This is a genomic window from Nonomuraea longispora (assembly GCF_004348345.1).
Taxonomy (GTDB): domain Bacteria; phylum Actinomycetota; class Actinomycetes; order Streptosporangiales; family Streptosporangiaceae; genus Nonomuraea; species Nonomuraea longispora.
Genome location: NZ_SMJZ01000147.1, coordinates 1 through 23757, shown reverse-complemented (window position 1 = coordinate 23757; position 23757 = coordinate 1). Strand labels below are relative to the sequence as shown.

Genomic DNA, 23757 nt, shown 5'->3' with positions numbered 1-23757 from the left:
GGTGGCGGTGCCGGTGGCGTTCGCCGCCATGGTCATGATTTCCCTGGTCACGCCGGGTCGGGTACCGAGCGGGGTGGGCCGGATGATGGCCACGATGCATGTGCCCGAGCCGGGCGCGGGCCCCCCAGACTGCCGCTCGTCGCAGCACGGCGACCGCTCATCGCATTAGCACTCTCCGTATGGCGATGACTACAGACCGTTCGACGAGCTGTCCGTTAACGGGGTTTCGCCCGCAAGATCGCGACCGTAGTGTTTCGGCATCGGATAGCCACCCCGGCGCATCAGGGACGAGCCGCAAGGCTCACAGCAGATCTGATGCGCCGGAATCACCGGCGACCGCAGGTCGCCGCGGCGGCCGGGCCCTGACCGGGGGGTAGGGCCCGCCACGCCGTTCTGTGGGGGGCGCCCGCTGAGGCCGTGAGAGCCGGCCCCGCGATCCGGGCCACGGGGGCGCCGGATCCCGCGAGCGGGCGTCCCTATCACGGTCTGCGGCCCGGTTACGGTTTTCGCCAGCTCTGGCGCACGCCGTCCGCCGCAGGGGCCCGCGCGTCGCTCAGCCGTCGCGCAGCCGCTTCAGCAGGGCGATGTCCTCGGCGTGCCTGGGCGCCTTGCCCGGCGTCTCGATGCAGATCGGCACGCCCGCGACCGCCGGGTGCCGCATCATCTCCGCGAACGGCCGCTCGCCGATGAGGCCGGCCCCGATGTTCTCGTGGCGGTCCTTCTTGGCGCCGCAGGCGTCCTTCGAGTCGTTGGCGTGAATCAGCTTGAGCCGCCCGGGGGCGATCGCGTGCAGGGCGTCGAACGTCTCGCGCACCCCGCCCTCGGCCGCCAAGTCGTGACCGGCGGCGAAGGCGTGGCACGTGTCGAGGCAGACACCGGCCCGCGGATGCCAGTCGAGGGCCGCGAAGTAGGGCTCGATGTCCTGGACCGTGGCGCACAACATGGCGCCCTGGCCCGCCATCGGCTCGAACAGGAGGTCGGGCCCGCCGTCGGGGATCTCGTCGAGCAGCGGCAGGAGGTTCTCGCGGGTCTGGCGCAGCGCGTCGTCTCGGGACTGCGTCACGGCCGAACCCGTGTGCACCACCACCCCCTTGGCGCCGGTCGCCACCCCGCGGCGCAGCGTGTGGCGCACGATCGCGATGGAGTTGGCCAGCGTCTCGGGGCTGGGCGAGCCGAAGTTGGCGAGATAGGGCACGTGGACGAACGTGTCGATGCCCGACTCGGCCAGCTGGGCGTCCTGGTCGGGTCTGCCTTCGGTGAGCGCCCACCCGCGCGGGTTGGTGACGAACACCTGGATCATCTCGGCGCCGATCTCCGCCATGTATTTCAGGCCGCCCGTCGCGAGGCCGCCCGCCACGGACACGTGTCCGCCGATCAGGGATTTCAGGGTCATGATGACCGCCAGTGTAGGCGCAGCGGCGGACACATCCCGCGCGACACCGCCCGCCACCTGGAAGATCCCCGGCCGCGCACAAAGCTTGCTCCAAGAGCACGGCCTGGTCCCTTTGGCGGGTACGCGGGCGGGTAACGCCTCCTTCGTTCGCCAACGCAGGCCAGACGGAGGAGAGCCCATGCGCGCCATAGCCATTTCCGCCTTCGGAGCCCGGCCGGAGCTCGTCGAGCTGCCGGAGCCCACGCCAGGACCGGGCGAGTTGCTCGTACGCCTGCGGGCCGCGGCCTACAACCCGATCGACACGAAGATCGCGAGCGGCGCCGTGAAAGGACTGCAGCCCAGATTCCCGCTCGTCATGGGGCAGGACGGCGCCGGCGTCGTGGAGGCCGTGGGGGACGAGGTCACCGCGTACCGGCCCGGTGACGAGGTCTACGGCCGCTTCGCCGACCCCGCCCGCGGGCTCGGCAGTTATGCCGAGTACGCCGTGGTGGCCCAGGACGGGCCCGTCGCCCGCACGCCCAAGGGCCTGCTGCCCGCGCAGGCCGCGGCCGTGCCCACGGCCTCCGCGACCGCGTGCGCCCTGCTCGACGCCGCCGGCCTGGCCGAGGGGCAGACTGTGCTGATCGTCGGCGCCACGGGAGGTGTGGGGCAGGCTGCCGCCCAGCTCGCCGCCCTGCGCCGCGCGTACGTCATCGCCACCGCCGCGCCCGACGCGGAGGAGCTCATGCGGGAGCTGGGCGCCAACGAGACGGTCGACCACACCAAGGGGGACGTGCCCGGGCAGGTGCGGGCCGCCTGGCCGGACGGCGTGGACGCGGTGTTCGACCTGGTCACCCCGTCCGGCGAGGTCGACGCCATGGCGGGAGTGCTGCGCCCCGGCGGCGTGATCTGCAGCGTCGTCCACGCGCTCGACCCCGACGCCCTGGCCAGGAGAGGGCTGCGCGGCGTCAACGTGATCAACCGGGTCGCCCCTGACGTCCTGACCCGCCTGGCCGAGCTGATCGACGGCGGCGAGCTGCGCGTGCGCGTCGAGTCGCTGGTGCCCCTGGAGCGGGCGCCGGCCGTGCTGGGCGACATCGCCGCAAGTCACGCCAGAGGCAAGACCGTGATCACGATCTGACGCGGGACCGGGCTTGGAGCATGACACAAAAGTCGCGGCCATCGGGGCGGCCGGTTCGGAGTTCTCACGGATGGACCGGGCACGTAGCGCATGTGTGTACTGCAGACATGTCCGACACGCTCAGCGCGCTCGACGCCTTCAACACCCGGCCACGCGACGAGGTCGAGCGCGACCTGCTCGCCTGCTGCGCCTGCCGCGCCTTCGCCGCCGAGGTCGCCGGGCGGCGGCCGTACCGTGAGCTCGGCGCGCTGCTCGACGCCGCGGACGCGGCCGTGCGGGAGCTGGAGTGGCCCGGCGTGCTGGAGGCGCTCGGCGCGCACCCGAGAATCGGCGAGCGGCCGGACGCGACCGGTACGGAGGCGGCCTGGTCGCGGCAGGAGCAGTCGGGGGTCGACGAAGCGTCGCGTGCGGCCCTGGCCGAGGGCAACCGGGCCTACGAGGAACGTTTCGGGCACGTCTACCTCGTTTGCGCCACCGGCCTCAGCGGCGCCGAGCTGCTGGCCAGGCTCACCTCCCGGCTGCGCAACGACGAGGAGAGCGAGCGCGACGTCGTACGCGCCGAGCTGGCCGCGATCACGCGGCTGCGGCTGGCCAAGCTGATAAGGGAGGGGCGATGAGCTTCTCCACGCACGTGCTGAACGCGGTCACCGGGCTGCCCGCCGAGGGCCTGCGCGTACGCCTGGAGCACGGAGGAAGGGTCCTGGCCGAGGGGCGGACCGACGCCGACGGCCGGATCAGCGGATGGGAGCCGGGCGCCGGGGTGCACCGGGTCGTCTTCGACACCGGCGGCTACCTGCCCGAGACGTTCTACCCCGAGGTCGTCATCGCCTTCACCGTGACCGACCCCGCCCGGCACCACCACGTGCCCCTGCTGCTCAGCCCGTACGCCTACTCCACCTACCGAGGGAGCTAGATGGCCGTCAAGCTCGGTCCCAACCGCTACGGCAAGGCGCAGACGAGGCTCGTCCACGTCGTCAAGGACGGCCCCGTGCACCACATCAGGGACGTCAACGTCAGCACGTCCCTGTCGGGCGACATGGAGGCCGTCCACCTGACCGGCGACAACGCCGCCGTGCTGCCGACCGACACGCAGAAGAACACGGTGTACGCGTTCGCCGGGAGACACGGGATCGGCCAGATCGAGGAGTTCGCCCTCCTGCTGGCCGGGCACTTCGCCCGCTCGCAACCGTCGATCCACCACGCCAGGGTGGAGATCGAGGAGTACGCCTGGCGCCGCGAAGGGCCGCACTCGTTCGCGCGGGAGGGCGGCGAGGTGCGCACGTGCGTCGTCCACCGCGACCGCGACGGCCGCGCCAGCGTGGTGTCCGGGCTCAAGGACCTGGTGCTGCTCAACTCGACGGGGTCGGAGTTCCACGGCTACGCCGTCGACGAGTACACCACGCTGCCGCCCGCCGCCGACCGGGTCCTCGCCACCGCCGTCGAGGCCCGGTGGCGGCACACGGGCGGCACCTCCTCCTACGGCTCGTCGTACGAGCGGGTACGGCGCTGCCTGGTGGAGGCGTTCACCGGTACGCACAGCCGCTCTCTGCAGCAGACCCTGTACGCCATGGGCGAGCGGGCGCTGGCCACCTGCGAGGAGATCTGCGAGGTCAGGCTCACCCTGCCGAACAAGCACCACTTCGCCGTCGACCTGTCGCCCTTCGGCCTCGCCAACGACAACGAGGTCTTCTTCGCCGCCGACCGCCCGTACGGGCTGATCGAGGGCAGTGTGCTGCGTGAGGACGCGCCCGACGCCGGATTCGCCTGGGAGTAGACGATGGACTTCTTGCGCCCCACGACGTGGGAGGAGGCGCTGGCCGCCAAGGCGGACCGGCCCGACGCGGTGCCCATCCAGGGCGGCACCGACGTGATGGTGGAGCTCAACTTCGACGTGCGCAGGCCCGCCGCGCTGCTCGACCTCGGTCGTGTGGCCGAGCTGCGCGCGTGGGGCATGGAGGGCGGCGCCTGCCGGGTGGGGGCCGGCGTACCGTACACGACGATCATCGAGGAGCTGGGCGGCACACTGCCGGGGCTCGCCCAGGCCTCGCGCACGGTGGGCTCGCCGCAGATCCGCAACCGCGGATCGGTCGGCGGCAACCTCGGCGCGGCCTCTCCCGCCGGCGACTGCCATCCGCCGCTGCTCGCCGCGGACGCGGTGATCGAGGTGGAGTCGCGGGAGCGGGGCGTCAGGATGATTCCCGCCACCGAGTTCTACCTGGGCGTCAAGCGCAGCGCGCTGGAACCGGACGAGCTCATCAGAGCCGCGCACGTCAGGCCTGCCACGGGGCCTCAGTACTTCTCCAAGGTCGGCACGCGCAACGCCATGGTGATCGCGGTGTGCTCGTTCGCGATCGTGCTGCGCCCGGAGGAGCGGCGGGTCGGCACGGGGCTCGGGTCGGCGGCGCCGACCCCGCGGCGGGCGCACGAGGCCGAGGACCTGCTGGCGCGGGAGCTCGACTGGGAGGCGCCGCTCGACCCGGCGCTGCTCAGGAGGTTCGGCGAGCTGTGCGCGGCCGCCGCCGCGCCGATCGACGACGTCCGGGGCAGCGCCGCCTACCGCGTGCACGCCATCGGTGTGATGGCCCGCCGCACACTCGCCTGGGCCTGGAACGACCATCTGGGAAGGAGGGCCGCCTGATGCGCGTCGCCTTCACCGTCAACGGCCGCGAGGAGAGCGCCGACAACGTGTGGGAAGGAGAGAGCCTGCTGTACGTGCTGCGTGAGCGTCTCGGACTGCCCGGCTCCAAGAACGCCTGCGAGCAGGGCGAGTGCGGCTCGTGCACGGTCTATCTCGACGACGTGCCGGTCTGCTCCTGCCTGGTCGCCGCCGGGCAGGCCGAAGGGCGGCAGGTGCGCACCGTCGAGGGGCTGGCCGAGGGGGACCGGCTCGACCCGGTGCAGGAGGCGTTCGCCGAGTGCGGCGCCGTGCAGTGCGGCTTCTGCACGCCGGGACTGATCGTGCAGGCGCACGACCTGATCGCGCGCGTCGGGCGGCCCTCGGACGCGGAGATCAGGGAGGCCCTGGCGGGAAACCTCTGCCGCTGCACGGGCTACGAGAAGATCCTCGACGCGGTACGGCTGGCCGCGCGGCGGAAGGCGGCCACATGAGCGAGCCGCGCACGCCGTCCGGGCCCGTCATCGTGATCGAGAACGTGCACATCGCGCCGGTCACCGGCCCCGAGATCCCCTCCGGGCACATCAGGATCGAGGGAGACCGGATCGCCGCGCTGGGCGCCGGGCCCGCGCCCGGCGCGCGGGGCGCGACCCGGATCGACGGCTCCGGCTGCCTGGCCACGCCCGGCCTGGTCAACACCCACCACCACCTCTACCAGTGGGCCTCGCAAGGGCTCGCGCAGGACGCGACGTTGTTCGAGTGGCTGGTGTCGCTCTACCCGGTGTGGGCCGCCATGGACGCCGAGGTGGTCAAGGGGGCCGCGTCGGCCGGGCTGGGCTGGCTGGCGCTGTCGGGGTGCACCACCTCCAGCGACCACCACTACGTGTTCCCCAAGGGCCGGGGAGACCTGTTCGCGGCCGGGGTCGAGGCCGCGCGCGAGATCGGCGTCAGGTTCCACCCGGCGCGCGGCTCCATGGACCTGGGCGAGTCGAAGGGCGGGCTGCCGCCGGACGTCGTGGTCGAGGAGCTGGACGAGGTCCTGACCGCCACGGCCGAGGCCGTCGACGCCTATCACGACCCGTCCTTCTCCTCCATGCTGCGGGTCGCGGTCGGGCCGTGCTCGCCGTTCTCGGCCAGCGCCGGGCTGATGACCGAGTCCGCGGCCCTGGCCAGGTCCAAGGGCGTGCGCCTGCACACCCACATCGCCGAGACCCTGGACGAGGACGAGCACTGCCTGGAGCAGTTCGGCGCGCGGCCCGTCGACTACATGGAGAAGCTGGGCTGGCTCGGGCCGGACGTGTGGTTCGCGCACACCGTGCACCTGAGCGACGCCGACATCGGCAAGCTCGCCGCCACCGGCACCGGCTCGGCCCACTGCCCCTCCTCCAACGGGCGGCTGGGGGCGGGCATCGCCCGCGTGTCGGAGATGTTGCGCCGCGGTGTGAACGTGGGGCTCGGCGTGGACGGCAGCGCCTCCTCCGAGCTGACCCCGCTGTCGGGGGAGATGCGCCAGGCGCTGCTGTTCCAGCGGGCCAGGCACGGCCCGCGGGCGCTCACGGCCCGCCAGGCCCTGGAGCTGGCCACCCTGGGCGGCGCCCGCAACCTGGGCCGCGCGGACGAGCTCGGCTCGCTGGAGCCGGGCAAGCTGGCCGACGTCGTCCTGTGGCCGGTGGCCGGGCCGTTCGCCGCCGCCGTCCCCGACCCCGTGTGCGCGCTGGTCTTCGGGCCCGCGCCACCGCCTGCCCTCGTCCTGGTGGGCGGGCGGACCGTGGTGGCCGGCGGCGAGCTGAGGACCGTCTCCCAGGACGCGGCCGGGCGCGCGGGCGCCGCCGCCCGCGAGCGGCTGGTGCGGCTGGCCGGGGAACGCGGCGTGCGCGCGGCGCGGCACGTACGCGGCAAGCGACCCGAGGGGTGAGCCGTGGGGCGGACCGGCCGTCGCCTGCCGATCGCCCGGATGTGATGATGATGAGTCACGCCTTCCCGCCGGCTCGCACCGGGCAGGAAGGCGTGTCGGGACATTGTTCACCGTCATGTGGGAGTTCGTTGTGGTTCAGCCTGTTCTGGTCGCTCCGGACAAGTTCAAGGGGTCGCTGACGGCGGCGGAGGTGGCCTCCCGCGTGTCGGCGGGGCTCGGCGTTCCCGCGGTGGAGCTGCCGGTCGCCGACGGCGGTGACGGCACCGTCGACGCGGCCGTGGCCGGCGGCTTCACGCGGATCACGATCGAGGTCACCGGCCCCACCGGTGAGCGGATCCCCGCCTCCTACGCCTGGCAGGACGCCGGCACGGCCGTGGTCGAGCTGGCGGAGGCGTCCGGGCTGCGCCGGCTGCCCGGCGGGCGCGAGCCGTTGACCGCCACCAGCTACGGCACGGGCGAGCTGATCGCCGACGCCGTACGCCGCGGCGCCACGCGGGTCGTCCTGGGGCTGGGCGGCAGCGCGTGCACCGACGGGGGAGCCGGCATGGTGCAGGCGCTCGGCGCACGCCTGCTCGACGCCTCCGGCGACGACCTCCCCGGGGGCGGGGCCGCGCTGAAAGATCTCGCCCGCATCGACCTGTCCGGATTCCTCGACGTGTCAGAGGTGCGGTTCGTGGTGGCGAGCGACGTGGACAACCCGCTCCTCGGCCCGCACGGCGCCGCCGCCGTCTACGGACCGCAGAAGGGCGCCACCCCCGGCGACGTCACGACCCTGGAGGGCGCCCTGGCCCGGCTGGCGGCGGTGGCGACCGCCACGCACGGGCTGGTCGGAGCCGTCGAGCATGACGACATCCCGCGGGCGATGGGGGTGGCCGGAGCGCCGGGGGCGGGCGCGGCCGGCGGGGTGGGCTTCGCCGCGCTGGCGTTCCTGCACGCGGAGTTGCGGCCCGGCATCGGCTACCTGCTCGGCCTGCTCGGGTTCGGCGAACTGGCGCGCGACGCGCGGCTGGTGATCACGGGCGAGGGGTCGCTGGACGAGCAGTCGCTGCGGGGCAAGGCGCCGATCGGCGTGGCCCAGGCCGCCGCCGAAGCCGGGGTGCCCGTCGTGGCCGTCTGCGGCCGCCGTACCCTTTCCGACGCCGAACTGAAGGCGGCGGGCATCGAGACCGCCTACGCCCTGACCGATCTGGAGCCCGACGAGGCCCGCTGCATGGCCGGGGCGGGCCCGCTGCTCGAACGCCTCGCCGCCCGGCTGGCCGCCGACCGCGGGCTCCGAGGAGGCGCCGGATGAGCTTCGACCTCGTCGTACGATCGCGCAGGACCGTCACACCCGAGGGCGTGCGGCCCGCGGCGGTGGCCGTGCGGGGGGAGAAGATCGCCGCCCTGTACGACCACGCGGCGCCCCTCGACGCCGCCGAGGACATCGACCTGCGCGACCTCGCCCTGCTCCCCGGCCTGGTCGACACGCACGTGCACGTCAACGAGCCGGGACGGGAGCACTGGGAGGGGTTCGCCTCGGCGACCCGGGCGGCCGCCGCCGGAGGCGTCACCACGATCGTCGACATGCCGCTCAACTCGCTCCCGCCCACCGTCGACGTCGCGGCCCTCGAGGCCAAGCTCCGTGTCGCCGCCGGCCAGTGCCAGGTGGACGTCGCGTTCTGGGGCGGTGCCGTGCCGGGCAACGTCAAGGAGCTGGCGCCGCTGCTGGAGCGCGGGGTGTGCGGCTTCAAGTGCTTCATGTCGCCGTCGGGCGTGGAGGAGTTCCCGCCGCTCGGCCTCTCCGAGGCGCGGCAGGCGCTGGAGGAGATCGCGGGTCTCGGCGGGGTGATGGTGGTGCACGCCGAGGACCCGGCGCTGCTCGGTGAGCCGTCCGGGCCGACCTACCGGGAGTTCCTCGACTCGCGGCCGGAGCAGGCCGAGCGCAGCGCGGTCGAGCAGGTCGTCCGGCTGGCCGGGGAGACAGGGGCGAGGGTGCACGTCCTGCACGTCTCCAGCGCCTCCTGCCTCGACGTCCTGGAGCAGGCCCGGGCCCGGGGCGTGGCCGTCACGGCGGAGACCTGCCCGCACTACCTGACGCTGGCCGCCGAGGAGGTGCCCGAGGGGGAGACGGCGTACAAGTGCTGCCCGCCCATCCGGCCGGAGGCCAACCGCGACCTGCTCTGGGACGGCCTGGGGAGGGGCGTGCTGAGCTGCGTCGTGTCCGACCACTCGCCGTCGCCGGCCGCGCTGAAGGTGCCCGACTTCGCCGCCGCCTGGGGCGGCGTCGCCTCGCTCCAGCTCGGGTTGCGCGCGGTCTGGACGGAGGCGTCGCGCAGGGGGTACGGGCTGGCGGACGTGGCCCGCTGGATGTCGGCCAACCCCGCCGCCCTGGCCGGCATATCCGGAAAGGGCGGGATAGAACCGGGCAATGACGCCGACCTGGTGGCGTTCGACACGGCCGCCTCCAGCCCGGTCGACGCCGCCGCCCTCCACCACAGGAACCCCGTCACCGCCTACCACGGCCGCACGCTCAAGGGCGCCGTACTGACCACCTGGCTGCGCGGCAGGCCGGTGGACGGCGAACCCTGCGGACGGCTCCTGCTGGAAGGACCGTAAATGTCACACTCCTCCGGCACTCCGTCCCTGCCCGACCTCGCCCTGCGCACGCTCGGCGGCTCCGTGGTGGCGGCGAGCGACGAGTCGTTCGCCGAGAAGGAGAGCCTCATCAGGCCGGGCAGGCCGGGCTTCCAGGCGGGGACCTTCGGCAGCAAGGGGCAGGTGTACGACGGCTGGGAGACCCGGCGCAGGCGCGAGCCGGGACACGACTGGGCCGTCGTCCGGCTGGGCGTGCCCGGCGTGATCCGCGCCGTGGTGATCGATACGGCCTGGTTCACGGGCAACTACCCGCCGTACGCCTCCGTCGACGCCGCCTGCGTCGACGGCCATCCGTCACCGGCCGAGCTGCTCGCCGCCCCGTGGACCGAGATCGTCCCCAAGGCCGGGCTGACGGGCGACGCCGAGCACCACTTCCAGGTCGCCGACCAGGCGCGCTACACCCACGTCCGTCTCAACATCCATCCCGACGGCGGCGTCGCCCGCCTGCGCGTGCACGGCGAGGCCCGCCCCGACCTGTCCGTCTACGACGGCCTCGGCCTCGACCTGGCCGCCCTGGCGAACGGCGCTCTCGTCACCGGCTGCTCCGACGCCTTCTACTCCGCCCCCAACAACGTCATCGCGCCCGGTCTGGCCCGTCACCAGGCGGAGGGCTGGGAGACCGCGCGCCGCAGAGACGGCGACAACGACTGGCTGGTGATCCGGCTGGCCGGCCGCGGCGTCGTCGAACTGGCCGAGATCGACACCACGAACCTGCTCCACAACGCGCCCGGCGCGGTCGCGCTGACCGGGATCGACGGCGGGCACGAGGCCGAACTGCTGCCCAGGACCAGGCTCCAGCCCGACACCCCGCACCGCTTCAGGCTGCGCCACCCCGGCCCCGTCACCCACGTCAGGGTCGACATCTACCCGGACGGCGGCCTGGCCAGGGTCCGCCTCCACGGCCACCTGGCCTGACCGTGCGGAAGCCACACCGCGCGCTAAGGTGCGAGTCGTGAGTGATGTGATCGACCGCCATCGCGCGCGGGTGCGGGCCGCCGACCCCCTCGCCGCCGTCACGGAGCTCGGCGAAGACCTGATCGAGATCGAGAACGCCGTCGGCGCACCCTCGGTGGCCACGGCGGTCCCCGGCGCCCGGTCGGTGCACTGGGGCCCGCCGACCACCCACGCCCTCCGGGCCGCGGTCGCGGGTGACGACCCGGCCGGCGCCCTCGGCCACCTCCTCGACCGCTGGATCTCGGCCCTTGACGCCGAGCCGGGATCCGGACTCGTCGTGAACTGGCCGAGCCGGGACACCGCGCCCGTCGCGGCACTGGCCAGGCGGGGATTCGCGCCGCGTTCGGTGCTCGCCGTCCGCGTCTCCTCCGGCGCGGCCGCGAGCCGGCCGGCCGCCGGTGTACGCCCTGCCGTGGCGGACGACCTGGACACCATGTGCCGGCTGTACCTCGACCTGATCGCCTACGAGGCGCAGTTCGGCTGGATGTCGGTGCTGCCCTCGACGCCCGCCGCCGCGAGGGCAGAGCTCGAGGAGAAACTCGCCCGTGGCGACGGCTGGTGCTGGCTGGCAGAGCAGGACGGTGAGGTCACCGGCATGCTCTCGGTCCACCACCCTGACCACGCGGGGTCGATCGCGCCCGCCGTGGAGGCGTCGCCCGTGGCGTACGTGGGGTCTCTGTACGCGCGCCCGGGCAGCCGGGGCCGCGGCATCGGCGCCGCACTGGCCGGCCACGCCCACGCCACGGTGGCGGCGGCCGGCGTCGAGACCGTGCTGGTGCACTATGCGGCCCACAACCCGCTGTCAGTGCCGTTCTGGTCCCGCCAGGGCTACCGGCCGCTCGTCACGACGTGGGGGCGGTGGGAGGTGCGGGACGATCACTGCCAGAGGAAGACCATGCTGCCCGACGGGCGTTCGCTGTTGGGCAGGGGCCGCTGATATTTCACCACGCCGGCGTTGACCAGCCGCTGCACCCGGACCTGGAAGCCCAGGGCCTGTAACTCGGACCTGGCGTCCCCGAGCTCCTTGCCGAGCACCCCTGGCACGACGCGGAGATGCCGGTCGTCGCGGTCCTCGCCGTCGCGGTCGCCGAACCAGTCCCAGAAGTCCGTCTGGCACCGCGACACCGTGATCATGACGCGCGCGCCGTTGTCGACCTCCGTCTTCGCCTTGGGCTCCTGGGCGATGACCGTGCACGGCTCGGCGTCGTCGTCCACCTCGTTGACCTCAACCTGGAAGCCCTGACCGCTGAGATGGCCGGCGGCCTGGTCCTTCGGCATGCCGCCCACGTCGGGCATGACCAGCCCGGCGCTGACGAAGATGTCGATCTTGGTGCCCTGCTTCACCTTCTCGCCGACCTGCGGCGAGGTGCGGATCACCTTGTCGCGCTCGATCTCCTGGTTGGCCAGGCGCTTGACCGAGTCGACGGTCAGGTCCGCGTCGGCGAGCGCCACGCGGGCGTCGTTCTCGGTCATGCCCGCCACGTTGGGCACGATGACGCGCTTGGGCCCGAGCGAGGGCACCAGTGTGATCGTGCTGCCGTCCTCCAGCTCGCTCTTGGCCGCCGGGTCGGTGCGCAGGACGAGACCGGCGGCCACCTTCTCGTCGTGTCTGCCGTCGCCCTTGCGGACCACGAGGCCGAGCGCGGCGGCGTCCTTCTCGGCGATCGCCATGTCCTTGCCGACCAGGTCGGGAACGATGACCGGGTCGGACTGGGAGAAGTACCAGCCGGTCAGCCCGACCGCCACCGCCATCACCGCGGCCAGCGTCACCAGGAACCAGTTGGGCCGGAACCCGCGCCCCTGAGGCACCTCCGTCCGCGGCTGGATCAGCGTGTGGGCGGGAGCGGGCCGCGGGCGCGAGCCCGCGGCGGAGCCGGAGCCCTGCCGGTGGGAGTGAGGCGGCACCGGCCCACCCGTGGGCGGGCTGCTCATCCGCGGCAACATCCGGTGCGCGTCGACGGCCGCCACCAGCATCGCGGTGGCGTCGGCGGGACGGTCGGCCGGCTCGCGGGCCGTCGCGTGGGCCACCAGTGTGTCGATCAGCGGCGGCACGTCATGGACGAACGACGACGGCGCGGGCACGGTGTCATGGACGTGCCGGTAGGCCACCGACATCGGCGTCTCGCCGTCGTAGGGCTGCTGCCCGGTCACCAGCTCGAACAGCATGATGCCGGCGGCGTAGACGTCGCTGCGCACGTCGGCCCCGCCCGTGGTGACCTGCTCGGGCGACATGTAGCCGATCGTGCCGATCATCACGCCGGTGCGGGTCTGGTTGGTCGCCTCGATGGCTCTGGCCAGGCCGAAGTCGACGACCTTGACCCGGCCGTCGTCGGTCATGAGCACGTTCTCGGGCTTCACGTCGCGGTGGACCAGGCCCGCCTGGTGGGCCGCGCCGAGCGCGGCCAGCACCGGAATCATGATCTCGAGCGCCTCGCGGGCCGGCAGCCTGCCGCGGTCGCGCAGGATGTCGCGCAGCGTCCGGCCGGGCACGTGCTCCATCGACAGGTAGACCACGTCGGTGTCGGTGCCCTGGTCGAAAACGTGCACTATGTTGGGGTGCGAGAGACTGGCCACCGACTTGGCCTCGCCGATGAACCTCCGGACGAACGCCGGGTCCTCGGCAAGTGAGCGGTGCATGACCTTCAGCGCCACCGTCCGGTCGAGCCGGATGTCCAGCGCGAGGTAGACGGTCGCCATACCGCCCCGGGCGATCCGGCTCTCGATGCGATAGCGCCCATCGAGGAGCCGCCCGACCAGGGGGTCCGCAGTCGTCGTGTCCACCCCGCTGAGTTTACGGGCGTTTTGCCACTGACAGGGCCCGACCGCCCGAAACCGATGCGGAGACGTTCTCGTTCGCCCGTCCCCGTTCCCGGGAAAAGCGGACATAGCCTCACCCGCGTCACGCCCCTGTCTCCCGGCCGCACACCCTTGCCCACGGGCCTGTACGGCGCCCGGCACCGCGCCGGTACGCTCCGGAGCGGCCCGCCACCCTTTCCCAGGAGCGGTCCGGGCGTGTCGCGCCACCCCGCCCAGACCACGTGGCGATCGCGGACGGTGGGGTCTCGTCCGGATGCGCAGCCTGGCGGGCGTAGTGGGTGGCCCGCCAGGCGGGTGTGGAGCGTTACGGGGTCATCGGGGACGACGCTTCGGCGTAGCGGCGCCGGGGGATGCGCCCCGCCTGGCGAGCCAGGCGCCCGGCCGCCACGGCGTCCCTCATGGCCGCCGCCATGAGGTCGGGCCGCTGCGCCCGGGTGACCGCCGTGGCCAGCAGGACGGCGTCGCAGCCAAGCTCCATCGCCAGTGCCGCGTCGCTGGCCGTGCCGATGCCCGCGTCGAGGATGACCGGCACGGACGCGGCCTCCACGATCAGTTCGATGTTGTGCGGGTTGCGGATGCCCAGCCCGGACCCGATCGGCGCGCCCAGCGGCATGACGGCCGCGCAGCCCGCCTGCTCCAGGCGCCGCGCCAGCGCCGGATCGTCGCCGATGTACGGCAGCACCACGAACCCGTCGGCCACCAGCCGCTCGGCCGCGTCGAACGTCTCGATGGGGTCGGGCAGCAATGTCCGCTCGTCGGCGATGACCTCCAGCTTGACCCAGGGCGTGCCGAGCGCCTCCCTGGCCAGCCGCGCCGTCAGCACGGCGTCGCCCGCGGTGAAGCAGCCCGCGGTGTTGGGCAGCACCCTGATGTCCCGCCTGCGCAGTACGTCGAGCACGGAGCCGCGGGCCTCCGGGTCGAGCCGCCGCATGGCGACCGTGGTCAGCTCGGTGCCCGACGCGGCCAGCGCCTGGTCGAGCACCTCGAGCGAGGGGGCGCCACCGGTGCCCATGATGAGCCGGGAGGAGAACTTCTCCCCGGCTATGATCAGATCATCCACCTTGCACCGCCGTCAGAACCTCTACGCGGTCGCTGTCGCTGAGCGCCGTCGTCTCCCAGGCGCTGCGCGTGACCACCTCGTCGTTCACGGCCACGGCCACGCCGGTGGTGGACGCGGTCAGCGTGCTCACGGCCTGCGCCACGGTCGTGCCGTCGGTCACCTCGTGCGCGGCCCCGTTGATCATCACAATCATGAAATATCCCGAAACCTCTCTGGCGAGCACAGCGCCGCCAGCTCGCCCTCTTCACCCAGCAGGATGGCCGTCGTCAACGGGGCCAGCAGTACGCCGCCCCGATGGTGCCCGGTCGCCAGCGTGAGCCCGGGTGCGCCGCTCGGGCCGATGGCGGGCAGGTTGTCCGGAGTCCCCGGCCGCAACCCGGCCACCACGTCGGCGACCTCCAGCTCGGTGACGCCCGGCACCAGCTCCCTGGCGTCGCGCAGCAGCTCGTAGAGCCCGCCCGCCGTCACCCTGGTGTCGAACCCCAGCTCCTCCTGGGTGGCGCCGACGACCAGCTCGCCGTCGCCCCTGGGGACCAGGTAGACGGACGAGCCGTGCACGGTGCCGCGTACGCACCGGCCGAGCAGGGGCTGCGAGGAGCGCAACCGCAGTATCTGCCCCTTCACCGGCCGCACCGGCACCCCGGCCAGCGCGGCGCTCCACGCCCCGGCCGCCAGGATCACCCGCTCTGCCCGCACCTCCCGCGGCACGCCCCCATCGGCCACGCCGGGGGCCTGGACGTCCGGTGGCGTGAGGCGTACCCCTGTGACCTTGCCGTCGTCGCGCAGGAGCTCGCTCACGCGCGCCCTCACCAGCGGGACGCCCAGCCGGTCGAGGGCGGCGAGCAGGGCCGCCGTCACGCGGCGCGGATCCACCCAGGCGTCACCGGGGGCCAGCAGGCCGCCGCGCACGGCGGGGGCCAGCATGGGCTCCAGACGCCGGCACTCGCGCCCGGTCAGGCGTTCGACCGGGAGGTCCAGCTTTTCCATGAACGCGGCCAGCTCGTCCAGCGCCGCCAGGTCGTCGGCGCCGAACGCGACGTCCAGCGTGCCGTCAGTACGGAAGTCGAGCGCGTCCGCCCCCGCGAGCCCGGCGTCCACGGCCAGCTCGGCGGCGAAGGACGGCCAGCGGCGCAGCGCCGCCAGCCCCAGCCGCAGCAGCGGCGCCTCGGTGTAGGTCACCTCGCTGACCGGGGCCAGCATCCCCGCGGCCGCGTTCGAGGCCCCGGAGGCGGGCGCCGGGTCGGCCACCGTGACCGGCCGCCCGGAGCGGGCCAGCCGCCAGGCGATCGACAGCCCGACGATCCCTCCGCCTACGATCACGTCCACATGCGCTCCCTTCGCCGGCATGACCCGGATCAGGTGTCTTGCGGTCGAAGGCCCGGTCAAGCCTTCCTCTCAGCCCGGTAACGGCCGGACTCCCGCGCGTCTTTCCCCCACCAGCCTACGGCCTCGGTGTCACGCCGCGGCACGGCCCCCGTTATGGTCGTCAACGTGAACCACGTCGTCGTCGTCGGAGCAGGCCTGGCCGGTCTGCGGACCGTGGAGGCGCTGCGCTCGCGGGGCTTCACCGGCCGCGTCACCATGGTCGGCAGGGAACGCCATCGCCCCTACGACCGCCCGCCCCTGTCCAAGGCCGTGTTGTCCGGGGAGGCCGACGACAGCTACATCGGCACCGACCTGGCCGCGCTCGGCGTCGACTTCTGGCCGGGCGTCAGCGCCAAGTCGCTGCGCGCGGGGGTCGTGGAGACGACCGAGGGCGAGTTGGGCTACGACGGCCTGGTCATCGCCACCGGAGCCGACCCGATCAGGCTCCCCGGCGACGGCCCTCAGCACGTGCTGCGCACCCTCGACGACGCCCACGAGGTCAGGGCGATGCTCGTCCCCGGCGCCCGCGTCGCGATCATCGGCGCCGGGTGGATCGGCGCCGAGGTGGCCACCGCCGCGCGCCGGGCCGGGTGCGAGGTGACGGTGGTCGAGGCCGGTCCCGCGCCGCTCGCCACCGCAGTCGGGGCCGAGATCGGCGCGCGCACCGAGCGGTGGTACGACGGCATCGACCTTCGGCTCGGGGCCATGGTCGACTCCGTCGACGAGGGCGGCGTGCGGCTGGTGGGCGGCGCGTTCGTCGACGCCCACGTGGTCGTCACCGGCATCGGCGTGCGCCCCGCCGTCGAGTGGCTCGCCGACGCCGACATCGACCTCCACAACGGCGTCGTCACCGACGAGCGCCTGCGCGCCTCCCTGCCCGGCGTCGTCGCCGTCGGCGACTGCGCCGCCTGGTGGTCGCGCCGCTGGCAGACCCGGCTCCGCGTCGAACACTGGGACTCCGCGCTCAACGCACCGGAGGTCGCCGCCGCGACCCTGCTCGGCGAGGACGCCGTCTACGACCCCGTGCCCTACTTCTGGTCGGAGCAGTTCGGGCACATGGTGCAGTACGCCGGTCATCATCCGGCCGGCGAACGCCTCCTCTACCGCGGCGACACCGAGGGTAAGTGGTCGGCCGTCTGGCTCACCGCCGACGACGCCCTCGCCGCCGTGCTGGCCGTCGATCGGCCCCGAGATCTGGTCCAGGGGCGCAGAATCATCGCCTCCGGCCAACGCCTCGACGCCAAACGCCTGGTAGATCCCGAAGTGTCCCTACGAGATTGTGTTGTTTGAGCAAGCACGCCATGTGGTAGTTGTGGTTTCGTGACACTTTCTGTTGCACAGATCGACCGGGAGACCGACCAGCTCGTGGACGAGTGGCTCACTCTCCCCGAAGTGGCCTCACGCCTCGACCTTCCGCTGGGGCGGGCCAAGCAACTCCTCAAGGACCACAAGCTGCTCGGCGTACGCAGGGGCAGTGGCGGGCCACAGGTGCCCGCGGTGTTCCTCGACGGAAAAGACGTGATGAAGGGCCTGCCCGGCACGCTGACCGTGTTGCAGGACGCCGGCTACGACGACGTCGAGTCGCTGCGCTGGCTCTTCACCCCGGACGAGTCCCTGCCGGGGTCGCCCATCGAGGCGATCCGGGCCGGCCGTCACACAGAGGTCAAGCGGCGTGCCCAAGCCCTCGCTTTCTGAGGCCCGCCTCTATCTCTGCACCGACGGCCGCCGCGACCGCGGCGACCTGGCAGAGTTCCTCGACTCCGTGCTGGCCGGCGGCGTGGACATCATCCAGCTGCGAGAGAAGGGCTTGGAGGCCCGCGAAGAACTCGCGCTCCTCGAGGTCTTCCGCGACGCCTGCGACCGTCACGGCAAACTGCTGGCCGTCAACGACCGGGCGGACATCGCCTACGCCGCCCGCCCCGACGTGCTCCACCTGGGGCAGGACGACCTTCCCTTGACGGTCGCGCGAGAGATACTCGGCGACGACATCGTCATCGGACGGTCCACCCACTCCGCTGCCGAGGCGTCCGCCGCGGCCGTGGACCAGGGCGTCGACTACTTCTGCTGCGGCCCCATCCGGCCCACCCCGACCAAACCCGGCCGCCCGGCGCCCGGCCCGCCGCTGCTGCGGCACGCGGCGGCGCTCGGCACCTCGCGGCCGTGGTTCGGGATCGGCGGCATCGACCTCGCCAACCTGGACGAGATCATGTCGTACGGGGTGAGCCGGGTGGTCGTCGTACGCGCCATCACCGACGCGGACGATCCGGGGGCCGCGGCGGCCGAGTTCGCCAAACGCCTGGCTGCCGCCTGACCGGCCCGTTCCGGCCGTACGGAGGCGCCCCACCCGGGCGCCTCCCTCCGGCGGTTCCGCGTGCGGCGGGTGCGGCGCGACCGCGCTGCGGGCACGCCGCTCCGGCGGCGGGAGCGGGCGGCGAGACCGATCCGGGCCGTCTCAGGTCTTGCGCGACGTGGCCGCGATGGCCAGCTCGGTCAGGGCGGAGCGGGCCTCGGCCGTCACCGGGGACTCGTTGAGGGCGGACAGCGCCTGGCTCAGGTAGTCGCCGATCAGGTTCTCGCACTCCCGCAACGCCCCGGTGTCGGTGATGATGCCCCGCAGCGTCGCGACCCCGGCCTCGTCCAGATCGGGGTCGCCGAGCAGCCGCCGGACGGTCTGCGCGTCCGCCGGGGACGCCGCCGCCAGGGTGCGGGCCACGAGCATCGTCCGCTTGCCCTCACGCAGGTCGTCTCCCGCCGGCTTGCCCGTCTGCGCCGGATCGCCGAACACCCCGAGAATGTCGTCCCTGAGCTGGAAGGCGATCCCCACGCGAGTGCCGTATCCGGTGCACAGCTCGTCCATCCACGGCGCTCGCTTGCCACCGGCGAGCACCAGCCCGAGCCGAAGCGGCTGCTCCACCGAGTATTTGCCGCTCTTGAACAGCGCCACCCGCAGCGCCGACTCGAACGTGTTCTCCCCGTTGGCCTGCTCCAGCAGGTCGAGGTACTGGCCGCACATGAGTTCGGTGCGCATGTGGTCGTGCACGGGCTGGGCCGCCTCCAGGGACGCGGCCGGCATGCCGCTCGTGCGCCACATCTCGCCCGACCAGATGAGCAGCAGGTTGCCGAGCAGGATCGCCGCCCCTTCGCCGAACTGCTGCGCCGACCCGTGCCAGCGGGACTGCTCGTGCATGGCCTCGAAGCGGCGGTGCGCGGCCGGCATGCCCCTGCGCATGTCGCTCTTGTCCATCACGTCGTCGTGCACGAGCGCGCTGGCCTGCAGCAGCTCCAGCGAGGCGGCGGCGGTGAAGATCTCGGGGACGTCGCTGCCGCCCGCGCCGAACCAGCCCCAGTAGCAGAACGCCGGGCGCAGCCGCTTGCCTCCGGACAGCAGCTCGTCGGCGGCCCTGCGCAGCGGCGCGAAGGCGGCCTCGCCCCCGGCCGGCAACTTGCGTTCGACGAACTCTGCGAGGGAGCGCTCCACCTGCGGGCGCAGGACGTCCATGCGGGCGGCGTCAGTGGTCATGGCATTGAGACTAGTGGCCGGAAGCGGGCGTACGGATCTCCAGGTGCCCTTCGGGCTGCTGGTCCGCGCCGCAGTCACTGTAGCCTGGTGACCATGGCGCTTGGTCGACATTCCTTCTTCCCCGAACGCGTCCCCACCGTCCGCGACATGCTCGCCGGTGGCGGGCGGTCGTTCTCCTTCGAGTTCTTCCCGCCGAAGACCGACGAGGGAGAGCGGTTGTTGTGGCGGGCGATCAGGGAGCTAGAGTCGTTGCGGCCCACGTTCGTGTCGGTGACCTACGGCGCAGGCGGATCCACGCGCGACCGTACGGTCGACATCGTGGAGCGCGTCGCGCGCGCCACGACGCTGACCCCCGTGGCGCACTTCACGGCGGTCAACCACTCCGTCCGGGAGCTGCGCCACCTCGTGGGGCGCTTTGCCGACGCCGGGGTGCGCAACATCCTTGCCGTGCGCGGCGATCCTCCGGGCGACCCGGCGGCCGAGTGGGTGCCGCATCCCGAGGGCGTGCACTACGCGGAAGACCTGGTGCGGCTGATCAGGCAGGCGGGTGACTTCTGCGTCGGCGTGGCCGCGTTCCCCTACAAACACCCGCGCTCGCCGTCCATCGAGTCCGACACCGACTATTTCGTCCGCAAGTGCCGGGCGGGTGCCGACTACGCCATCACGCAGATGTTCTTCGAGGCCGACGACTACCTGCGGCTGCGCGACCGGGTGGCGGCCAAGGGGTGTGACACGCCGATCATCCCGTGCATCATGCCGGTGACGCAGATGAGCACGATCGCCCGCTCGGAGCAGCTGTCGGGGGCGCCGTTCCCGCCCCGCCTGGCCGCGCGCTTCGAGGCGGTCAAGGACGACCCCGCCGCGGTGCGGCGGCTCGGCATCGAGCACGGGGCCGAGCTGTGCCAGCGGCTGCTCGACGAGGGGGCGCCGGGCATCCACTTCATCACCTTCAACCGTTCCAGCGCCACGCGCGAGGTGTTCCAGCGCCTGTCCGGGATGCGCCTGTCCGCCTGACGCGCCACGTCTGGTTTGTGCGTCTGGCGTGGTGCTGCGCTGCGCCAGTCTGCGATGCGTCGGTCCGCTCGACGCGGTGCTGCGTCTCGGCTGTCCTCTGACGCGGCGCGAGCCACGTCTCGGTCCTGCGTCTGGCGTGGTGGTGCGTCCCGGCTGTCCGTCCAACGGGGTGCGTGGGGGGTTGTTCGCCTCACGCGGCTTCACGGTACGTACGGCGCCCATCCGTTACGGCACAGCCGGCGGCACGCCACCCGCCGACCCGGGCCGGCGGCCTCCAGGGAGACGCCCGCTGACCCGCACGGGGCGGGCCGCCGTCACGGCGCGATCCTGGCCGGACACGTGGTTCGAGGCGTGGGCCGGCCGGCTGGCGGCCATGGGAATGGCCCGCCACCCGCCCGCAGGGGGACCGGGCGGGTGACGGGCGCGGGCGGTAGCCGTCGAGTAAAGGATCGGTTACTTTCTGTCATGAATGATGCCCGGGGCCATGCGCGGCAAACCCACAGGTCACGTCGTCATCAAGGATTTTCCCCGCACCGGGGCCCGCGGAGCCGCGACGGGCGGTTGTGCGGAGCTTCAGGGGAGGGGTAGGGGCCGCCCCGCGATCGCGTACTCCTCGTAGCCGCCGGGGAAGACGAACTTCGTCAGCAGGTCGGTGAAGCCCATGCTCGCGTAGAGGTGCCGGGCGGCCGTCGGCTGGTCGTGGGTGGACAGGACAGCCGAGCGTTCGGGACGGCCCGCGCACAGGGTCCTGATCATGGCGCGGCCGATGCCCTTGCCCTGGTAGTCGGGGTGGACGTGGATCTCGGCCAGCTCGAACGCGAAGCCCAGCCATGCGTTGGCGGCCTCCGGGCCCAGCTCGTCCTGCAGCGCCCGGAGAACCACGTCATGCCACCATTGCCCCGGCACGCCCCGGAATCCGTAGGCGAAGCCCACGATTTGGCGTTCCGAAGTGGGTAGCTGTGGGGATGAATCACGCAATTCAGCGAAATAACACCGAAAATAGGGATATGTCCCATGATTTCGCATGATGGTCTTGCGGCCGGCGATCTGGTCCGCGGGCGGGTTCATCGCGGCCGTGTAGATGGAGATCACCGTCTCCAGCCGTTCGGTGAACCCGGCGGGACCGACCCCGCGAAACTCGATCACCCGTCGCACACTACTCGACGTCCGCGGGGGTGCCTCCGGTGATGCGCACCAACTCGTCGAACGTGGTCGGGAACACGGTCAGCGGGTGCCCGCCGGCGGCCCACACCACCTTGTGCTTGCTCAGCCAGGTGTCCACCAGCGTCGGCACGGGCGCCGGGTGCCCGACCGGCGCGACGCCGCCGATGGGCTGGCCGGTGGCGGCCCTGACGAACTCCGGCGTCGCCCGGCGTACCCGGGAGACGCCCGCCGTGCGGGCGATCAGCTCGACGTCGACCCGGTGCGCGCCGCTCGTCAGCACCAGCAGCGGCCCGCCGTCGGCCTCGAAGATCAGGCTGTTGGCGATGGCCCCGACCTCGCACCCGACCTGCGCCGCGGCGGTGGCGGCGGTGGGGGCCTTCTCCGGCAGGACGACGATCTCGCCCCTCGCCCCGAGTTCGCGAAGCGCTGATTCCACAATGACGGCATTGGCCGGCAACTTCTCAGACATGGACACACTCTAAACAGGATGAAGGCTTGATTACCGATTCATGGTGAGTGGTGTAAGGTCCACTGATCTGTTCGTTACTCGGGTGAGAGGTGGTACAGGTGGGGGCTCGACGGCTACCCGGGGTAGCTGCTCTCCTGACGGCGGGCGCCGTCATCGTCTCGGGATGCGGCACGCAGGCGCCGCAACGTAAGCACGCGTCGTCACCAGTGCTGACGCCGGCGACGACCACCACGACCCCTGCGACGGGGGGCGCGCAGGCGGCCGTGCCCGCCGCGACGGTCAGCGCGCCGCACAAGAGGCTCAAGCTCGGCGCGAAAGGCAAGGCCGTCACCTGGATGCAGGAGCGCCTGACCGAGCTGGGCTACCGCCCCGGCAAGGCGGACGGGAAGTACGGCGGCACGACGCTGGCCGCCGTGTGGGCGTTCCAGAAGGTCAACGGCATCAAGCCGACCAGCACCGTCGCCAGGCGCACCTGGGAGGCGCTGGAGACGCCGAAGGCCCCGCGGGTGCTGGCCAGGAACGGCAAGCCGACCCGTGCCGAGGTCGACCTGACGAAGCAGGTCATGGTGATGTACGTCAAGGGTGAGGCCAAGCTCATCACCCACGTGTCGTCCGGCAGCGGCATCGCCTACTGCGAGACAGCCGTGTGGCAGGGCAAGCGGCAGCGCTTCTGCGGCTCGGCCACGACGCCGACCGGCAACTACGAGACCACGTGGCGCGCGAGCGGGTGGCACAAGTCCTACCTGGGCGAGCTGTACAATCCGATCTTCTTCAACGGCGGCATCGCCTTCCATGGGGCGCTGTCCGTGCCGCTCCACCCGGCCTCGCACGGCTGCGTGCGCATGCCGATGAACGTCGCCGAGGTGCTGCCCGACATGCTCGGCAAGGGTGTGCCGGTGCACGTGCGGGGCAAGTTCAAGCGCGCGTGATCTCTCCGCCCGCGCCTGCCCGCGCCGCGCGCCGGCCGGTCGAGGCCGCCATCGTCATCCCCGCCGCCTGCGTCAGTCCGGCCACGAGCACGATGAGCGGCGTGGCCGCCTGCCAGCCCGGCACCCCCGCCGCGAAGTCGGGGGACTCGTACAGGCCTGGCAGGACGTGCACGGGGTTCGACAGCGCGGCGAAGAACACGAGCGCGTACGGGACCATGAGGACGCCCGAGAGCACCATGAGCAGCGTGCGGCCGCGGCCACGCCGCCGCAGCAGCACGCCCATGACGAGGTAGGCCACCGCCACGACCCCCATGAACGCGGCGATCCACCAGGTCAGCCGCCAGAGGTCGGTGCCCAGCGCCGTCATCTCGCCGGCGGCGGGCGGGTCGCCCTCCCACCCGGGGCCGGTGACCTCCGCCCGCACACCGGCCCGGATGGCGGTGTGGTTGACGGCCGCGTACGCCGCCGCCAGGACCGGCCCCAGCGCCAGCAGGACCAGCTCGGTGGGCCGCCGCCGGCCGCCTTCTGCCATGCGCTCTCCTCTTCCGCCTCGGCGGGGACAGCCTCCCGGAATCCGCGAGCGAGATGCTAGCCCCGTTTTCCGCACGTCGGGTTGATTGAAGATCGTCGGGTTTGCTGTGGTGATCGTCGTCGCGGTATGACCTGGCAGATGAGGCAGCGTGCGCAGTGGGGCCAGGCCAGTGTCGAGAAGATGCTCGGAGCATTACCGGTGGTGGCCGCGTTCTGCTCGCGGCTGCGGATCCGGGAGCTGGTGGATGCGGCTTGTCC

Annotated in this window: 25 protein-coding genes and 1 riboswitch; of the genes, 16 read left to right on the top strand and 9 right to left on the bottom strand. The window is 72.7% G+C overall.

Features of this window, described 5'->3' with window-relative positions:
- Positions 1–553 precede the first annotated feature (553 nt).
- The gene (locus E1267_RS30770) at positions 554–1393 is read right to left on the bottom strand and encodes a deoxyribonuclease IV (RefSeq protein ID WP_132337604.1); all 840 of its coding nucleotides are present in this window, start codon (positions 1391–1393) and stop codon (positions 554–556) included.
- A 178-nt stretch (positions 1394–1571) separates the two neighbouring features.
- Here E1267_RS30770 and E1267_RS30765 point away from each other — a divergent pair, with 178 nt between their 5' ends.
- The 11 genes from E1267_RS30765 (at position 1572) to E1267_RS30715 (ending at position 11567) form a co-directional block, all read left to right on the top strand.
- Positions 1572–2513, top strand: a complete 942-nt coding sequence (locus E1267_RS30765) for an NADP-dependent oxidoreductase (RefSeq protein ID WP_132337602.1) — start codon at positions 1572–1574, stop codon at positions 2511–2513.
- 107 nt (positions 2514–2620) lie between these two features.
- Positions 2621–3130, top strand: coding sequence for a 2-oxo-4-hydroxy-4-carboxy-5-ureidoimidazoline decarboxylase (gene uraD / locus E1267_RS30760; RefSeq protein ID WP_132337600.1), 510 nt, complete (start codon positions 2621–2623; stop codon positions 3128–3130).
- Positions 3127–3426: a hydroxyisourate hydrolase gene (uraH, locus tag E1267_RS30755; protein ID WP_132337599.1), complete on the top strand. Its 300-nt coding sequence runs from the start codon at positions 3127–3129 to the stop codon at positions 3424–3426. Before uraD ends, uraH begins: the two co-directional genes overlap by 4 nt.
- Positions 3427–4287 carry a factor-independent urate hydroxylase gene (gene pucL / locus E1267_RS30750; RefSeq protein ID WP_132337597.1) on the top strand — a complete coding sequence of 287 codons (861 nt, stop codon included), beginning with the start codon at positions 3427–3429 and terminating at the stop codon, positions 4285–4287. It begins immediately after the preceding gene.
- A gap of 3 nt (positions 4288–4290) precedes the next feature.
- Positions 4291–5151: an FAD binding domain-containing protein gene (locus E1267_RS30745; RefSeq protein ID WP_132337595.1), complete on the top strand. Its 861-nt coding sequence runs from the start codon at positions 4291–4293 to the stop codon at positions 5149–5151.
- Positions 5151–5621 (top strand): (2Fe-2S)-binding protein, encoded by a 471-nt coding sequence (locus E1267_RS30740; protein WP_132337593.1) that lies wholly within the window; start codon positions 5151–5153, stop codon positions 5619–5621. Before E1267_RS30745 ends, E1267_RS30740 begins: the two co-directional genes overlap by 1 nt.
- Positions 5618–7042: an 8-oxoguanine deaminase gene (locus tag E1267_RS30735; protein ID WP_132337591.1), complete on the top strand. Its 1425-nt coding sequence runs from the start codon at positions 5618–5620 to the stop codon at positions 7040–7042. The genes E1267_RS30740 and E1267_RS30735 overlap by 4 nt, the downstream gene beginning before the upstream one ends.
- A gap of 115 nt (positions 7043–7157) precedes the next feature.
- The gene (locus E1267_RS30730; RefSeq protein ID WP_132337589.1) at positions 7158–8333 is read left to right on the top strand and encodes a glycerate kinase; all 1176 of its coding nucleotides are present in this window, start codon (positions 7158–7160) and stop codon (positions 8331–8333) included.
- Complete coding sequence (allB, locus tag E1267_RS30725) at positions 8330–9637, top strand: allantoinase AllB (RefSeq protein ID WP_132337587.1); 1308 nt, start codon at positions 8330–8332, stop codon at positions 9635–9637. Before E1267_RS30730 ends, allB begins: the two co-directional genes overlap by 4 nt.
- Positions 9638–10591, top strand: coding sequence for an allantoicase (alc, locus tag E1267_RS30720; protein ID WP_132337585.1), 954 nt, complete (start codon positions 9638–9640; stop codon positions 10589–10591).
- A 37-nt stretch (positions 10592–10628) separates the two neighbouring features.
- Positions 10629–11567 (top strand): GNAT family N-acetyltransferase, encoded by a 939-nt coding sequence (locus E1267_RS30715; RefSeq protein WP_132337583.1) that lies wholly within the window; start codon positions 10629–10631, stop codon positions 11565–11567.
- On the opposite strand, the gene pknB is transcribed toward E1267_RS30715, so the two are convergent.
- The 4 genes from pknB to thiO form a co-directional block, all read right to left on the bottom strand.
- On the bottom strand, positions 11507–13411 hold the full coding sequence (gene pknB / locus E1267_RS30710; protein ID WP_246064355.1) for a Stk1 family PASTA domain-containing Ser/Thr kinase: 1905 nt from the start codon (positions 13409–13411) through the stop codon (positions 11507–11509). The genes E1267_RS30715 and pknB overlap by 61 nt on opposite strands.
- 340 nt (positions 13412–13751) lie before the next feature.
- Positions 13752–14507 carry a thiazole synthase gene (locus E1267_RS30705; protein WP_132337579.1) on the bottom strand — a complete coding sequence of 252 codons (756 nt, stop codon included), beginning with the start codon at positions 14505–14507 and terminating at the stop codon, positions 13752–13754.
- On the bottom strand, positions 14500–14700 hold the full coding sequence (thiS, locus tag E1267_RS30700) for a sulfur carrier protein ThiS (RefSeq protein WP_132337577.1): 201 nt from the start codon (positions 14698–14700) through the stop codon (positions 14500–14502). Before thiS ends, E1267_RS30705 begins: the two co-directional genes overlap by 8 nt.
- Positions 14697–15854 carry a glycine oxidase ThiO gene (gene thiO / locus E1267_RS30695; protein ID WP_165959886.1) on the bottom strand — a complete coding sequence of 386 codons (1158 nt, stop codon included), beginning with the start codon at positions 15852–15854 and terminating at the stop codon, positions 14697–14699. The genes thiS and thiO overlap by 4 nt, the downstream gene beginning before the upstream one ends.
- A riboswitch (TPP riboswitch) is annotated at positions 15823–15939 on the bottom strand. Its footprint overlaps the gene before it by 32 nt.
- Positions 15940–15998: 59 nt before the next feature.
- Between thiO and E1267_RS30690 the strand changes: the two genes are divergently transcribed.
- Genes E1267_RS30690 through thiE form a run of 3 tightly spaced genes read left to right on the top strand, consistent with a single transcriptional unit; the run spans position 15999 to position 18183 of the window.
- The gene (locus E1267_RS30690; protein WP_132337573.1) at positions 15999–17162 is read left to right on the top strand and encodes an NAD(P)/FAD-dependent oxidoreductase; all 1164 of its coding nucleotides are present in this window, start codon (positions 15999–16001) and stop codon (positions 17160–17162) included.
- A 30-nt stretch (positions 17163–17192) separates the two neighbouring features.
- Complete coding sequence (locus E1267_RS30685) at positions 17193–17567, top strand: Rv2175c family DNA-binding protein (protein WP_132337571.1); 375 nt, start codon at positions 17193–17195, stop codon at positions 17565–17567.
- A complete protein-coding gene (thiE, locus tag E1267_RS30680) occupies positions 17545–18183 on the top strand; it encodes a thiamine phosphate synthase (protein ID WP_132337569.1) in 639 nt (212 codons plus the stop codon). The genes E1267_RS30685 and thiE overlap by 23 nt, the downstream gene beginning before the upstream one ends.
- A gap of 141 nt (positions 18184–18324) precedes the next feature.
- On the opposite strand, the gene E1267_RS30675 is transcribed toward thiE, so the two are convergent.
- Positions 18325–19392, bottom strand: a complete 1068-nt coding sequence (locus tag E1267_RS30675) for a polyprenyl synthetase family protein (protein ID WP_132337567.1) — start codon at positions 19390–19392, stop codon at positions 18325–18327.
- Between the two features lie 93 nt (positions 19393–19485).
- Here E1267_RS30675 and metF point away from each other — a divergent pair, with 93 nt between their 5' ends.
- A complete protein-coding gene (gene metF, locus E1267_RS30670) occupies positions 19486–20406 on the top strand; it encodes a methylenetetrahydrofolate reductase [NAD(P)H] (RefSeq protein WP_132337565.1) in 921 nt (306 codons plus the stop codon).
- Positions 20407–20979: 573 nt separating this feature from the next.
- On the opposite strand, the gene E1267_RS30665 is transcribed toward metF, so the two are convergent.
- Together E1267_RS30665 and E1267_RS30660 are read right to left on the bottom strand one after the other, a co-directional pair.
- A complete protein-coding gene (locus E1267_RS30665) occupies positions 20980–21288 on the bottom strand; it encodes a GNAT family N-acetyltransferase (RefSeq protein WP_330849183.1) in 309 nt (102 codons plus the stop codon).
- Between the two features lie 274 nt (positions 21289–21562).
- Entirely contained in the window at positions 21563–22039 is a 477-nt protein-coding gene (locus E1267_RS30660) for a YbaK/EbsC family protein (protein ID WP_132337561.1), read from the bottom strand.
- 98 nt (positions 22040–22137) lie between these two features.
- Between E1267_RS30660 and E1267_RS30655 the strand changes: the two genes are divergently transcribed.
- A complete protein-coding gene (locus tag E1267_RS30655; protein WP_132337559.1) occupies positions 22138–22968 on the top strand; it encodes a L,D-transpeptidase family protein in 831 nt (276 codons plus the stop codon).
- On the opposite strand, the gene E1267_RS30650 is transcribed toward E1267_RS30655, so the two are convergent.
- Positions 22955–23500, bottom strand: a complete 546-nt coding sequence (locus E1267_RS30650; RefSeq protein ID WP_132337557.1) for a hypothetical protein — start codon at positions 23498–23500, stop codon at positions 22955–22957. The two genes, E1267_RS30655 and E1267_RS30650, sit on opposite strands and share 14 nt — an antisense overlap.
- Positions 23501–23757: the final 257 nt, after the last annotated feature.

Coding starts and splice junctions, on each gene's coding strand:
- E1267_RS30770 (WP_132337604.1), bottom strand. CDS start 1,393: ATGACCCTGAAATCCCTGATCGGCGGACACGTGTCCGTGGCGGGCGGC.
- E1267_RS30765 (WP_132337602.1), top strand. CDS start 1,572: ATGCGCGCCATAGCCATTTCCGCCTTCGGAGCCCGGCCGGAGCTCGTC.
- uraD (WP_132337600.1), top strand. CDS start 2,621: ATGTCCGACACGCTCAGCGCGCTCGACGCCTTCAACACCCGGCCACGC.
- uraH (WP_132337599.1), top strand. CDS start 3,127: ATGAGCTTCTCCACGCACGTGCTGAACGCGGTCACCGGGCTGCCCGCC.
- pucL (WP_132337597.1), top strand. CDS start 3,427: ATGGCCGTCAAGCTCGGTCCCAACCGCTACGGCAAGGCGCAGACGAGG.
- E1267_RS30745 (WP_132337595.1), top strand. CDS start 4,291: ATGGACTTCTTGCGCCCCACGACGTGGGAGGAGGCGCTGGCCGCCAAG.
- E1267_RS30740 (WP_132337593.1), top strand. CDS start 5,151: ATGCGCGTCGCCTTCACCGTCAACGGCCGCGAGGAGAGCGCCGACAAC.
- E1267_RS30735 (WP_132337591.1), top strand. CDS start 5,618: ATGAGCGAGCCGCGCACGCCGTCCGGGCCCGTCATCGTGATCGAGAAC.
- E1267_RS30730 (WP_132337589.1), top strand. CDS start 7,158: ATGTGGGAGTTCGTTGTGGTTCAGCCTGTTCTGGTCGCTCCGGACAAG.
- allB (WP_132337587.1), top strand. CDS start 8,330: ATGAGCTTCGACCTCGTCGTACGATCGCGCAGGACCGTCACACCCGAG.
- alc (WP_132337585.1), top strand. CDS start 9,638: ATGTCACACTCCTCCGGCACTCCGTCCCTGCCCGACCTCGCCCTGCGC.
- thiS (WP_132337577.1), bottom strand. CDS start 14,700: ATGATTGTGATGATCAACGGGGCCGCGCACGAGGTGACCGACGGCACG.
- thiO (WP_165959886.1), bottom strand. CDS start 15,854: ATGCCGGCGAAGGGAGCGCATGTGGACGTGATCGTAGGCGGAGGGATC.
- E1267_RS30675 (WP_132337567.1), bottom strand. CDS start 19,392: ATGACCACTGACGCCGCCCGCATGGACGTCCTGCGCCCGCAGGTGGAG.
- metF (WP_132337565.1), top strand. CDS start 19,486: ATGGCGCTTGGTCGACATTCCTTCTTCCCCGAACGCGTCCCCACCGTC.
- E1267_RS30660 (WP_132337561.1), bottom strand. CDS start 22,039: ATGTCTGAGAAGTTGCCGGCCAATGCCGTCATTGTGGAATCAGCGCTT.
- E1267_RS30650 (WP_132337557.1), bottom strand. CDS start 23,500: ATGGCAGAAGGCGGCCGGCGGCGGCCCACCGAGCTGGTCCTGCTGGCG.